This window comes from Chromobacterium sp. LK11 (assembly GCF_001043705.1).
Classification (GTDB): domain Bacteria; phylum Pseudomonadota; class Gammaproteobacteria; order Burkholderiales; family Chromobacteriaceae; genus Chromobacterium; species Chromobacterium alkanivorans.
This window is the reverse complement of the sequence record NZ_LDUR01000028.1, coordinates 31,377-44,761: the sequence shown is the minus strand read 5'-3', so window position 1 is coordinate 44,761 and position 13,385 is coordinate 31,377. Positions and strand designations below refer to the sequence as shown.

General features: G+C 55.5%; 12 protein-coding genes. 5 read left to right on the top strand and 7 right to left on the bottom strand.

Annotated features, from left to right (window positions below):
- Positions 1-19: 19 nt before the first annotated feature.
- Positions 20-586 carry a hypothetical protein gene (locus tag VK98_RS23835; protein ID WP_156187917.1) on the top strand — a complete coding sequence of 189 codons (567 nt, stop codon included), beginning with the start codon at positions 20-22 and terminating at the stop codon, positions 584-586.
- Between the two features lie 26 nt (positions 587-612).
- Here VK98_RS23835 and VK98_RS23830 read toward each other — a convergent pair whose 3' ends face one another.
- Entirely contained in the window at positions 613-1,527 is a 915-nt protein-coding gene (locus tag VK98_RS23830) for a competence protein CoiA family protein (RefSeq protein ID WP_197083079.1), read from the bottom strand.
- A gap of 426 nt (positions 1,528-1,953) precedes the next feature.
- Between VK98_RS23830 and VK98_RS16960 the strand changes: the two genes are divergently transcribed.
- The 4 genes from VK98_RS16960 to VK98_RS16950 are packed head-to-tail and all read left to right on the top strand — an operon-like array spanning position 1,954 to position 4,846.
- Positions 1,954-2,421, top strand: coding sequence for a TIR domain-containing protein (locus VK98_RS16960; protein WP_048415157.1), 468 nt, complete (start codon positions 1,954-1,956; stop codon positions 2,419-2,421).
- Complete coding sequence (locus VK98_RS23455) at positions 2,421-3,047, top strand: hypothetical protein (RefSeq protein ID WP_082159090.1); 627 nt, start codon at positions 2,421-2,423, stop codon at positions 3,045-3,047. The genes VK98_RS16960 and VK98_RS23455 overlap by 1 nt, the downstream gene beginning before the upstream one ends.
- A gap of 3 nt (positions 3,048-3,050) precedes the next feature.
- The gene (locus VK98_RS16955) at positions 3,051-4,187 is read left to right on the top strand and encodes a nucleoside triphosphate pyrophosphohydrolase family protein (RefSeq protein ID WP_048415156.1); all 1,137 of its coding nucleotides are present in this window, start codon (positions 3,051-3,053) and stop codon (positions 4,185-4,187) included.
- Positions 4,184-4,846, top strand: coding sequence for a uracil-DNA glycosylase (locus VK98_RS16950; protein ID WP_048415155.1), 663 nt, complete (start codon positions 4,184-4,186; stop codon positions 4,844-4,846). Before VK98_RS16955 ends, VK98_RS16950 begins: the two co-directional genes overlap by 4 nt.
- Before the next feature lie 289 nt (positions 4,847-5,135).
- On the opposite strand, the gene VK98_RS16945 is transcribed toward VK98_RS16950, so the two are convergent.
- From VK98_RS16945 to dnaA, 6 genes are all read right to left on the bottom strand, one after another.
- Positions 5,136-5,708, bottom strand: coding sequence for a toll/interleukin-1 receptor domain-containing protein (locus tag VK98_RS16945; RefSeq protein ID WP_048415154.1), 573 nt, complete (start codon positions 5,706-5,708; stop codon positions 5,136-5,138).
- A gap of 20 nt (positions 5,709-5,728) precedes the next feature.
- Entirely contained in the window at positions 5,729-6,196 is a 468-nt protein-coding gene (locus tag VK98_RS16940) for a TIR domain-containing protein (protein WP_048415153.1), read from the bottom strand.
- 2 nt (positions 6,197-6,198) lie between these two features.
- Entirely contained in the window at positions 6,199-7,644 is a 1,446-nt protein-coding gene (locus tag VK98_RS16935; protein WP_048415152.1) for an SIR2 family protein, read from the bottom strand.
- Between the two features lie 205 nt (positions 7,645-7,849).
- A complete protein-coding gene (gene gyrB, locus VK98_RS16930; protein ID WP_048415151.1) occupies positions 7,850-10,240 on the bottom strand; it encodes a DNA topoisomerase (ATP-hydrolyzing) subunit B in 2,391 nt (796 codons plus the stop codon).
- A 150-nt stretch (positions 10,241-10,390) separates the two neighbouring features.
- Complete coding sequence (dnaN, locus tag VK98_RS16925) at positions 10,391-11,500, bottom strand: DNA polymerase III subunit beta (protein WP_048415150.1); 1,110 nt, start codon at positions 11,498-11,500, stop codon at positions 10,391-10,393.
- Positions 11,501-11,554: 54 nt separating this feature from the next.
- Positions 11,555-12,949, bottom strand: coding sequence for a chromosomal replication initiator protein DnaA (gene dnaA, locus VK98_RS16920; RefSeq protein WP_048415149.1), 1,395 nt, complete (start codon positions 12,947-12,949; stop codon positions 11,555-11,557).
- Positions 12,950-13,385: the final 436 nt, after the last annotated feature.

Sequence of the window (13,385 nt, the reverse complement as noted above, 5' to 3'; positions counted from 1 at the left end):
GTGAAGTCTTTGAGATTATATGCTTTTTGCCTATACGATGAGACGTAGTATAGATCAAGGTATTGGCCAGGATTGCCTACTAGCGTCTGATCAGTTCACCAACGGCTCACAAGTGTCTAGAGATACTGGGGCGATTCAGTTTCGTCAGCCAGAGGGACCAACAATAGGAGCACTAGAGGCACTTCGTAATGGTCATCAATTGATAGCTGCCGCTCCATTGACCCATTTCACTAAGAAAGCATATGTAAGAGCTGAGTCAGGTAAGCAATCTCTCACGTCAGCTGTCGAGAGAAATCGAGGATCAATTCGGGATGCTGGCCTCGAAGCGGGAGCACTCCTTCGCCATGTGTCTGAAGGAGCATTGAGTGCCGGGCAAGCCTATGAAGCAATCATGGCTCTCGACGATCAAAAATCGAAGCAATATTGGTCCCGCTTACTTGCGGAGGCCTCCACTGATCCAGAGGATCGCTCGATGTTAGTACAGATTCTGAGAAATCCTGATCTCACACCTGCACAAACGGCGGCACGACGTGCGTTGAAACTTATCGATACCATTACTTATGGTCCTCAGATCGAGTTGGAGTAATGGGTTAGAACGGAGCCCCGAACTGATCACTCTACCCCGTAGCCAAGTCGAATCAAGACTTGCCCTACCCAAATATCATCTTTTGGTAATAGATTTGATTTGAACAGATAGCGCCGACCGGCATCCGCCAGCTCGCCGAGTCGGATAGCGTCCTCAATTCGGCAGATGAACAGATCCATATCAACCGGTGCCCGAGGCGTGCGATGCGCTAGCTGGGCCATCAATGCTTCTCGAATTTCTTCCTGGCTGGGCGGGGTTTGACTGCGCGGTCGCGAAATGATGGCCGGCGGTGTGCTTGGCCTTGGTCGCGCCAATGTGACTGGCGAAGGCATGGCGACTGCGCGATGCTCATCCCCTGGACAACCAGGGGGTGGTGCCTCCGGTCCTGCTCGCGGCGTGCGATAGATCCAACTCTTGTATCCTTCAGTCTGTAGCCAGAACTGGACATCGCGCTTGCGGATTTGCTTCCGTTGTCCGTGCTGGATTTCGCGAACAAAAGCAGTTAGGTTGAGCGCGATAGAGGGCACACGCTGCGTCTGCCATTGCGAGCGCGTGGTGGCGCCGGCGGCCAGATCCCACTCGACTAGTAGCTGCAGAGGGTGCTGGTGGTACCAGACCTGCACGGCGGCCCCCCCCGGAACCGCGGTCACAGGCAGCGTCACCGTCTCAAGGACGAGGACTCGTGGTTGCGGCCCAGGTAAGCAGAGTTTGCAAGCCGGTACCTGTAGCGTTTCAACAATGGCTAGCAGCATGGCTTGACCCATCGCCTCGGTGCAGGAAGCACGCGAGTGATGGGCAAAATGATGGATGTTAATCTGGCCATGACGGGCCACCAAGGGGCCGCGACACGCTGGGCAGATGCAGTCACAGGCGAGTCCTTGGGGAACTTCGCCGACCTCGACCAGAACACCATCTTTCAAACCGAATGGGATCAGGCTCATGAACAGATCCAGGCTAGATACCGACTTCGGGTTCGAGCTGTGATCAGAACTTGAATTGCCACCATATCAACCCCTCCACCAAGAGCACCAGGGAGACCTGACTGTGACTCGACGGATGCATCCGCCACATCTGTTGCATGGCCCATACATACTTCCAAGGTTGGGGTCCTTACCGAATGACTCTGCTGGGACCACGAGTTATGGAATGCTACGTACATTTCAATTATAGTTCAAAAGCATAAATAGATATTTTGATAATGCTACATGATTTTTCGTGGTGAGTGGGGGCAAGTTACTTTATTCCCACTTATGCATGGACTCGGGGAAGGAGTGGCTTTGTTGATGCTGATGCGTTTATCATATCTTGGTGGGGTGGGTGATCGCCTATGCAAGGTGGATGTGTACGATATTTACAGGAGGTGACTGGTGGCAGAGAAAAGAAATGTGTTTATAAGTCATGTTCACAAGGACGATCATGGGCTCCAGAAACTCAAGGATTTGCTGAACCCTAAGGGAATGGAGATTCGTGATGCCTCCATCCATAAGGGAAAGTTCAACAAAGCGACTGATGAACACTACATAAAAACACAGATACTAGCACCTGCTATCAATTGGGCTGGCGTGTTCATATGCTATGTCTCCCCGCAAACCAAGAACAGCGATTGGGTTAACTGGGAAATCGAGTATGCCGCCAAACAGGGCAAGCGCATTGTTGGTGTCTGGGAGCATGGAGAGAAGGGATGCGACCTTCCAGAGGCACTAAAAGAGTATGCCGATGCCTTGGTTGGTTGGAACGGTGATGCAATCATTGAGGCGATCAACGGGAAGGACTCGTGGGAAAATCCTGATGGCAGCGCCTGCTCCCCGGTTCCACTTAAGCGGCACCCCTGCTGATGGCTAGAATTCACTCCTACGTGGTGCGGTACGATAGTGGCTTCGCCCCCAATCCTTTTTACGACTACTGCACACTTGCAACCTGCAAGCCCAGTATCCGCCGAGGTGCTGATATCGGTGACTGGGTGGTCGGAAGTGGTAGTAATGATAGGAGTGTCCGGCGCGGTGGGTATCTTGTGTATGCGATGCGCGTTACTGAGGCACTGACATTTGACGAGTATGGAGTAGATCCACGGTTTGAGTCCAAGAAACCGTACCGCGATGGGAGTCGGAAGCAAAGTTGTGGGGACAACATCTACTTCAAGGCTGCTCCTGCGTCCACTTGGCTGCAGCGAGACTCATTTCACTCTCGACCCGATGGGACGCTCAACCCTGATCATGTAGCTCGAGATACAGGCGTAAACAGAGTCCTGATCAGCAATCATTTTGTATATTTCGGGGGCGAGGGGCCTGAGTTTCCCGAGGAACTGAAAGACCAGCAGGGTCGCCCTCTATGCAAGGCTGGAATAGGCCTAACCACTTTTGACGATGCACAACTGGTTATGAAGCTTGAACAATGGATTCGCAGCCTTGACGTGAGCGGTTATCAGGGCGCTCCATTCGAATGGCTTACTCTGCGCAGGTAACCTATGAAAAAAGAAGGCTCCCTCTTACTCTCGGATTACGCTGCGGAAATTGCAGCCACAGACGTACTTGACCCGGATGAATTCAATCCTATCCTCCAAGGACTATACGGAGAAGTCGGCGGTATAATGGCTACGGCCAAGAAAAATGTTAGAGAAAGAACTGCTTACCCGGGTTTTAAGAAAGCGGCAGAAGAAGAATTTGGCGACACCCTCTGGTATTTGGCTGCAATCTGCAGGCGCCTGCAGATTCCCCTTGAAGATATCTTCACGGAAGCTGCGAGCTACGGAGAATTCAAGAATGTGGGCGCTGCAAGTGACATCACCAACGGTGCGTTAGCCTATATCGCAGTGCCCGTCGCGGCAACTGCTTCGTTGGACGCCACCTTGGTACGTTTGGGGCAATCAGCGGCGGTCCTTCTGGGGGGCACCCCTGCACGCAATGATTTGATTGCTTTCGCTCGGGCCTATCTGGATGCAATTCATGCGGCCGAACTTGCGTTTTCTGAGGTGGCTCGCGGCAATCTTCGGAAAGCTCGCGGCACGTTCTTGGAACCGCAGGCAGACGATCTGGTCGGTCTTGATTTCGACAGTGAATTTGGGATCGAGGAACAGCTACCCAGGGACTTCAAAATCCGGGTCAATCAACGAGGCAGTGGCAAGAGTTATCTCCAATGGAGGGGGGTGTTCATCGGTGACCCTCTAACCGACAACATTGCCGACAGTGATGGCTACCGGTTCCATGATGTCTTCCATTTTGCTTATGCAGCAATTTTGCACTGGTCACCTGTGATGCGGGCATTGATCAAGCACAAGCGAAAGAGCAATCCGACATATGATGAAGAGCAGGATAGTGGTCGGGCCATCGTCGTTGAGGAAGGGGTTGCGGCTTGGATTTTCTCCAGAGCCAAAGAGTTGAATTTCTTCGAGGACCAGAAAAAGGTTTCACTTGGGATTCTCAAGACCATTGGTGAGTTCGTGAGTGGTTACGAGGTGGAGAAATGCCCACTAAAGCTCTGGGAGAAGGCTATCCTGGATGGGTATGCTGTTTTTCGCCAGCTCAAGGCAAATCAAGGTGGCTGGATCATTGGAAATCGAGAACAACGTACCATCAAATACATGCCACTTGAGCCTGAGAAATGAAGATCCACCCATTCGTTCAAGCAGTTGCTTCGCTACAGTTCGATGACTGCTTTAATCCGTATTCGGATCGATGTGAAGTTCATGATCGGCGCGATGCGCCGCGTCGCCGTACTGCCGCACTTTCTGCCATGTTGCGCCGTGCAATCGAGGAACCCATAGACGCGATATGGATCGGGCGAGACCTCGGGTATCGCGGAGGCCGCCGCACTGGGCTAGCCCTGACTGACGACGTTCACATGAGCCAGCACGCTAGGCGTTGGGATCTCGACCTAGCCGCAGAACTGCCGACGAAAGGCAGTGCTGTAGCTGAACGAACTGCTGCGGTCATATGGGGTATGCTGGAACACATTGATGCTCGCATCTTCCTCTGGAACGTCTTCCCCCTTCATCCGCATGAATCAGGAGACCCGTTCACCAACCGGCAGCACAACGCGCGTGAAAGGCGAGCCGGAGAAGAACTGCTCCAACAGCTCATTGCCTTGCTACGCCCTTCTCGTATTGTCGCCATCGGCAACGACGCCGCCGCTGCGGCCCATCGCATCACGGATTCCGTACCTGTGATTTGCGTGAGGCATCCTAGCTACGGAGGGCAGACACAGTTCCAGACACAAATCTTGGAACTCTATGGGCATCCCATGAGGACTGGATCTTTGTTTTGATGGGAGGTTTTAGCATTTTAGCGAACGACAATTAGGGCGGGGTCTGGGTTACGGCACACGTACTACTACAACCCCATAGCTCCCCCGAACTCTGTTGGACTCTCCCCCAATATATGCCGTGTCACATTTCCATGCTCCATCTGAGCTTTGTTGCCCCCCTGCGTACCCTCGCGCTCTTCCTTACAGCTGTGCGCTGTAGCAAAAGCTACTGTAAATTACACTAGCGACGTGTATCACAAACAGACCGCGAGTATTGGAAAGCAGGAAAATTAAGCTACGAGAAAAGCTATCAATAGCCTTTCCACGATGGCACCCCGCGGGCAAAATTCGAGAGAGTGCTCCACTTGTTGCCTCGATCTTCGATGTAATGGTTCATGGTGTTGTTCTGCAGGTGCTTGGTAACGACTGGATAAAGACCCAGGTACTCTTGTCCTTGGAAGCTTTGGTTTTCGGTATCCTGCAATGGGAGAATGGCTACCTGTCCAGGCTTGTGACCATCGAAGAAGCCTAGCTCCCATGGCATCCATTTCGAGTTCGATGCACTATCAGTCGCGATATATATCATAGAATGGGAGTGCTTCATGCGCTGCCTCAGAGTAGCGGCCGTAGCTTTGTCCACGGAATTACGGTTCAGTTGCCTGTCGACAACCCAGTCTACGTAGACATTTAGGTTCTGCTTCTGTAGCAGGATCATCACACCCAAAACAAGATCGGAATCGACGCTGGAGTGGGATAGGAAGATATCAAATTTTTCGTGCTCTTTGTAACTCTCCATTGTCGCGGTCAAAACAGCTTTAGCGGTACGATATCCACGAGCGCTAGTTGCAGCAGCACGTGCCTCGCTTTTGGTGAAGAATGCCATGTTGAGTACTTCTGGTTAGGTTAGTGTTTGATGGCGTTTTCGATCCAGATCGCCAAGTTATCCTTGATATCGCCATAGGCGTTGCTGTAGCTAGGCTCATAAATGAGCGGCTTGATAATTTGATTGTTGCGCTGGAAGGTGAATTGGTCGAAAGGATTGGCACCTTTCGTTCCGAATCCGTTCTGAGGACAATTCAGTCTATGGATGTGAACACCCACCACCGCCTTGCCTAGCTCCCACGCTCGTTGGATCTCATATTTGACCCACGGACGGTTGGCCGTTTGGCTACCGATCAGTACCACGAGGCAGGATTTCCCGTGCAGATTCTTGTCGATCCAGTTCTTCACGCCTTGTTCGGAGCGCTTGATCTGTTCCCAGGTGTTGGGGTTGGCGGGCTCGTCACCATCCAGAATTCCCATGTTGCGAATTTGATGCACCCGCATCACATCGTTATCGAAGTGAAAGCTGTAAAAGACCTTACGCTTCATCTCTAGCCTCCAAGTTTCTTGATGATGGACAGAACCTGCGTCTCGATCTTGGCTCGGTCTGCTGCGGGATCCGCAAGCTGGGCCACTTCTTGTTGGAGCCAGGGATACTGGGCAAAGTGCTTGTCTGGATCCGCCAGCATTTCGTCTGCCAACTCCTTCGCCATGTAGCCAGTAATGCCCAGCGGGAGCACGGCAACCTCAGTTTCCTGGGCGATTTGAAACTCTTCTCTCATGCCATCAGCATTTTTTATGCTGCCACCATCGAACTTGTTGCCGAAGAGGAACAGGGCAATACCGGAAAGACCAATCATGCGGTGCCGATATTCATCCCACAATGCTGGCAGGTCCTTACCACTTGATGGCAACTGCGGAAACGGCCGCATTATGAGCTGATCCTCGGAGTACTTGTCAGGCTTGCTATAGATAGCATCGAGAGCACCGTTTATGACAGCACTGCCAATACCCCATCCGAATCCGTTCACGATGCGGTAACCCGCTTTCACTAAGGAAGCGGAGAGAGAGTGTACAAAGTTCAATGCTTCCTGCTTATCCCAAGTACCATACTCTTCTGCACTACCTGAGATGAAGATAGTTTTTTTGAGAAAACGGTTCTCGATTTCTCTCAGGATGACTGGAATATCTTCATATTCGTCGACTAGCACTGCCTGGATACCAAACCGGAGTAAGTCTCGTGTATGGTGTTCTTGTCGACGTTGCCTGTACATCGCAAAGTCGGCGTCCTCACCCTCTTGCTGTATGGAAGGCTCCTTACGAAGGATGCAGTAGTGGGTTCGTCGATGGGCGGCTGGTACATGCAACCGGCTCAGTACGTAGTCGAGGTTGGGATCAGTGAAGCTGAAGCCAATGAAGAGGAATGTCTTGGAAATCAGATCCCCGCTCAGCGTCGTTACAAAGGCCTCATGGGTCTTGTAGTATTGCTCATACTGAGCTTTGTAGAGAACGGCAGCAGTTGATGAACCTACGTCGCCGTGCATTTTGTAAACAACAGCGTCTCGTTTAGGACGAGTAGTAATAAGGTCATCAGTCTTACGCTTGACATCTGCGACGCGATAGTTATCTTTGAGACTATCTTCGATTATAGTGTCATAGTTTGTCGTCCAATATGTTCCTATTGGAAGCCGTGCGAGGATCTGGTGAGCTGCAGAAGGTTCCGCCTGCTCTGAGAATTCCTCAAGGATTTTTCGTGCCAGACCGGTTGCACTATTCTTCTGATTGACATGGTACTGCGCAACAGAAATCAGGTCATGCTCTAATTTAACCGACAACCCGAGTTCTTCTGCAATTTCACTTAACAGTTCGCTCCAATTAACGAAGCCGCAGCTTTTGGAGAGGCCTGCACCAGCAAATATAGCAGCAGTACCTTCTTCAAGATCCTTTACATACACTCTAATGAAAGCTTCTATTTCTCGCGAAAACTTTGCGCTCATGCTTAGACTTTCATGTAAAAAATTCCAAGAATGATAACATCATTTTTCGAGGGGCTAGCGGTCAAGATGACATGTTATTTGCTTCCTAGAAATGCAAAATGGCCTCCAAACCTGGAAGCCATTTGCTAAGCTGAGTACAGCTGGCAGAATCCCAAAAATCTAGAAAAGTGGGAAAAATCTAGATCTTCGTGAGATCCTACAATCCTTACACGTCGATATTCCGCGCAATCAAGGCATTGCCTTCGATGAAGTTCCGGCGCGGTTCCACTTCGTCGCCCATCAGGGTGGTGAACACGTCGTCCGCGCTCATCACATCTTCAATGCGCACCTTCAGCAGGCGGCGCACGGTGGGGTCCATGGTGGTTTCCCACAGCTGTTCCGGGTTCATCTCGCCCAGGCCTTTATAGCGCTGGATGTTCATGCCCTTCTTCACCTCCGCCAGCAGCCAGTCCAGCGCTTCGCCAAACTCTGCCACCGGTTTCACGGTTTCGCCGCGTTTGACGTGGGCGCCTTCACGCAGCAGGCCGCTGAGCATGTCGCCGGTTTTCTTCATTTCCGCGTAGTCGCCGGATTCCAGGAAGTCCTGGTCCATCACCGTCACCATCACGTTGCCATGCAGTTTGCGGATGATCTTGATCAGGTGGCCGTCGTTCTTTTCGTCGCGCAACAGTTCCAGTTCGATGGCTTCCACCGGCAGCAGCGCGCTCAGTTTGGCCAGCGCGGCGTCCGCTTCTTGCTGGCTGCTGAGGGACAGCGGGCCGGTCTTGAGCATGGCTTCCAGCACCAGCGGGTCGATTACGCGGCTTTCGCGTTCAATCACGGAGCGGGTCAGCAGGAACTGGCGGGCAATTTCGCCCAGGGTATCGCCGGACAGCGCGGCGGCGCCTTCCGCCGGGATCAGCTCGGCTTTTTCCAGCGCCAGTTGCAGCAGGAACTGGTTAAGCTCGGAGTCGTCCTTGAGGTAACGCTCTTGCTTGCCCACTTTGGCCTTGTACAGCGGCGGCTGGGCGATGTAGATGTGGCCGCGCTCCACCAGTTCGCTCATCTGGCGGTAGAAGAAGGTGAGCAGCAGGGTGCGGATGTGGGCGCCGTCCACGTCGGCATCGGTCATGATGATGATGCGGTGGTAGCGCAGCTTGTCCGGATTGTACTCGTCCTTGCCAATGCCGCAGCCCATGGCGGTGATCAGGGTGGCCACTTCCTGGCTTTGCAGCATTTTGTCGAAGCGGGCGCGTTCCACGTTCAGGATCTTGCCCTTCAGCGGCAGGATAGCCTGGAATTTGCGGTCGCGGCCTTGTTTGGCGGAGCCGCCGGCGGAGTCGCCCTCCACCAGATAGAGTTCGCACAGCTTGGGGTCTTTTTCCTGGCAGTCCGCCAGTTTGCCGGGCAGGCCCAGGCCGTCCATGATGCCTTTGCGGCGGGTGATTTCGCGGGCCTTGCGCGCGGCTTCGCGGGCGCGGGCGGCTTCCACGATCTTGCCGCAGATGATCTTGGCGTCGTTGGGGTGTTCCAGCAGATAGGTTTTCAGCGCTTCGCTGATCACTTCATTGACCACCGGGCCAATTTCGCTGGAAACCAGCTTGTCCTTGGTCTGGCTGGAGAACTTGGGGTCCGGCAGTTTGACGGAGAGCACGCAGGTCAGGCCTTCGCGCATGTCGTCGCCGGTGGTGTCCACCTTGGCTTTCTTGGCGACTTCGCTCTCTTCAATGTATTGGTTCAGCGTGCGGGTCATCACCTGACGCAGCGCGGTCATATGGGTGCCGCCGTCGCGCTGAGGAATGTTGTTGGTGAAGCACTGGACGCTTTCCTGGTAGGAGTCGTTCCACTGCATCGCCACTTCCACGGTCATGCCTTCTTTTTCGCCGATGCCGTAAAACACCTTGGGGTGCAGCACGGTCTTGTTGCGGTTCATGTATTCCACGAAGCCGGCCACGCCGCCGGAGAAGGCGAAGCTTTCTTCCTTGCCGCTGCGCTTGTCTATCAGGTTGATGCCCACGCCCTGATTGAGGAAGGACAGTTCGCGGATGCGCTTGGCCAGGATGTCGAAGTGATACTCCACCAGGCCGAAGGTTTCTTCGCTGGCGCGGAAGGTCACTTCGGTGCCGCGGTGGTTGGTGTGGCCGGTGACGGTGAGCGGGGCCACGGCGTCGCCGCGACGGAATTCCATTTCATGGACTTTGCCGTCGCGCCAGATTTTCAGACGCAGCCAGTCGGACAGCGCGTTCACCACGGAGACGCCCACGCCGTGCAGGCCGCCGGAGATCTTGTAGCTGTTGCTGTCGAATTTGCCGCCGGCGTGCAGGATGGTCATGATCACTTCCGCCGCCGATCGCCCCTCTTCCGGGTGGATGTCGGTGGGGATGCCCCGGCCGTTGTCTTCCACGGTGATGGAGTTGTCGGGGTTGATGATGACCTTGATGGTGTCGGCATGGCCGGCCAGCGCTTCGTCAATGGCGTTGTCCAGCACTTCAAACACCATGTGGTGCAAGCCGGTGCCGTCCGAGGTGTCGCCAATATACATGCCGGGGCGTTTGCGTACGGCATCCAATCCTTTGAGGACTTTGATGCTATCCGCGCCGTATTCCTGTTCGCTCATCTGCTGCTTTCTGTATGGAGAGGGGCCGGGCGGGCCGGGAGTGACTCCTGGCGCCGCGCGGCCGGCCTCTGCCGGTCAATCTGAAAATCCGTTTGCCGGAAGCGGAGGCTGGGCCTCCGCCGCCGGCGGGCTGCCGGGTGGCGGCCGGCGTCAAATCCGCATGGGCATGACGATGTACTTGAAGTTGCTGACGTCCGGTATGGTGACCAGGGTGCTGCGGTTGGAATCGCCAAAGGCCAGTTGCAGGGTGTCCGCCGGCAGGTTGGTCAGCACGTCCATCAGGTAGTTGATGTTGAAGCCGATTTCCAGCTCGCCGCCCTGATAGGCGATTTCCAGTTCTTCTTCCGCTTCTTCCTGCTCGCTGTTGGTGCAGAGAATGGACATGGAGCCGGACTTGAGCACCAGGCGCACGCCGCGGAATTTCTCGTTGGCCAGAATGGCGGCGCGCTGCAAGGCGTGCAGGAATTCCAGGCGTTCAATCAGGAAGATCTTGTCGTTGTCCAGCGGGATGACGCGGTTGTAATCCGGGAACTTGCCGTCCACCACTTTGCTGATGATGACGGTGGAGCCGAAGCTGAAGCGCACCTGGTTGGCCAGCACTTCGATATTGATCGGGTCGTCGATGTCCTGCAGCAGCTTGTACAGTTCGATGATGGTCTTGCGCGGCAGGATCACTTCAGACTTGGGCAGGTTGGCTTCCACGTCCGCGCTGGCGAAGGCCAGGCGGTGGCCGTCGGTGGCCACCAGGCGCACCTGGTTGCCGTCGGTCTGCATCAGCAGGCCGTTCAGGTAGTAGCGGATGTCCTGCACCGCCATCGCGTATTGCACCTGGGAGATCAGACGCTTGAGTTCGCGCTGGCTCAGGCTGAAGCTGGAGTCGCTGGCGCTGCCCACGGACAGCAACGGGAAGTCGTCGGCCGGCAGGGTTTGCAGGTTGAAGCGGCTCTTGCCGGCTTTCAGGGTCAGGCGGCCGCCGTCCAGTTGTTCCAGGGTCACGGTGGCGTTGCCCGGGATGGCGCGCAGGATGTCCTGCAGCTTCTTGGCGGAGGTGGTCAGGCGGAAGTCTTCGCCCGGCAATTCGTCGCTGCTGGCGGTGGTGATCTGGATTTCCAGGTCCGTGGCCAGGAAGCCCACTTGTCCGCCTTTTTTCTCTATCAGCACATTGGACAGGATGGGCAGGGTGTGACGACGCTCGACAATGCCGGTGACTGCCAGCAGTGGCTTGAGCAGGGCATCGCGTTCGGCTTGCAGGATCAGCATGGGGCGGGCTCCCGTTGGGTGTTTGTGAGTCGGTTCAAGTTAGGCTTCATGGTCTTAGTTACGCAGCATGGCCAGCAGCGTGTCGTAATCGTGAGCGATATCGGCGTCGTTGCCGCGCATTTCGGCAATGGTCTTGCACGCGTGCAGCACGGTGGTGTGGTCGCGGCCGCCAAAGGCGTCGCCGATATTGGGCAGGGACAGCTGGGTCAGTTCCTTGGCCAGCGCCATCGCCACCTGGCGCGGCCGGGCGATGTCGCGGCTGCGCTTTTTGCTGTGCATGTCGGACAGCTTGATCTTGTAGTACTCGGCCACAGTTTTCTGGATGGCGTCCACGGTCACCTGGCGGTTGCCGGCGGCCAGGATGTCCTTGAGCGCTTCCTTGACCAGTTCCAGCGAGATGTTCTGATTGGTGAAGCGAGCGTAAGCCACCACGCGCTTGAGCGCGCCTTCCAGTTCGCGCACGTTGGAGCGCACGTTCTGGGCAATGAAGAAGGCCACGTTGTGGTCCAGCTTGATGCTGTCGGCCTCGGCCTTTTTCATCAGAATGGCCACGCGCATTTCCAGCTCCGGCGGCTGGATTTCCACGGTCAGGCCCCAGGAGAAGCGGGAGATCAGCCGCTCTTCCATGCCTTCTATCTGCTTGGGATAGCTGTCGCAGGTCATGATCACCTGCTTGCCGCCCTCGATCAGCGCGTTGAAGGCGTAGAAGAACTCTTCCTGGGTGCGGTTCTTGCCGGCAAAGAACTGGATGTCGTCGATCAGCAGCAGGTCCAGCGAGTGGTAGTAGCGCTTGAATTCGTCAAAGGCCTTGTGCTGGTAGGCGCGCATGATGTCGGCCACATAGCGTTCGGCGTGAATGTAGCGGATCTTGGCTTGCGGGTTCTTTTGGAACACGTGGTTGCCAATGGCCTGGATCAAGTGAGTCTTACCCAGGCCCACGCCGCCATAAACAAACAGCGGGTTGTAGGCTTGGTCGCCCGGGTTTTCCGCAATTTGCATGGCCGCGGCGCGCGCCAGCTGGTTGCCCTTACCGGTCACCAGAGTGTCAAAGGTGAACGAGGGGTTGAGCCGGGTGCTTTCGTGGCTTCCGCCAATGGCTTTGACCGCGGCCTGCTTGGCCTGGGACGGCGCGCTGGGGGCCGGCACGCTGGGAGAGGGCTTGGCCTTGACCGGCATCACCGCGGGCGCGGCGGCCGGGCGGCCGGCGGGCGCGCCCAGGCGCAGCTCCACCAGGCACTCGCCCACCAGCTCCACCGCCAGTTCTTCAATGCGCGCCAGGAAGCGGTCCTTGATGAACTGCATAATGAAGCGGTTGGGCGCAAACAGCGCGATGCCCTCTTCCGTGGTTTCAGCCGATAGCGGCTTGATCCAGGTGTTGAACTGTTGCGAAGACAGTTCGGCCTCCAGGCGGGCCAGGCAGCCAGGCCAAAATTGATCCAGTTCGGTCATTACATATACGCAAGTAAAAGCGAAAAACCCGCTGTCGGCTTTACGGCCAAGCGGCGGGAGAAGCCGCCGCGCCCCGCACGCGGGGCGGACGACGTGTGTTCGGCATGATTCAAGGGCCGCGGCCCGCGCATCGCCCGGCCGCAAGGCGGGCCGGACAAGGATGGGGCGGCCCCCGAGAACCGCTGGCAAAATTCCTGGATCGGCCCGCGCCGCGCCTACACGGGCGCGCGTTGCTTCCAGTTGGGTGGGGCTGAATTTTGGCAGCGCTTCTCTGGGTTGGCGTTCCGCCCCGGCGCGCGTTCAATAATTGCGCAGCGGACTCGGAACGGTAAGCCTTGGCATTCTAACGGTTTTTCTCAAAGTTATCCACAGGTGCTTAGAAAATTCCTCATTGACAAACCGGCGTTTATCCTGTCAAATCACGCGTTTATTTCCG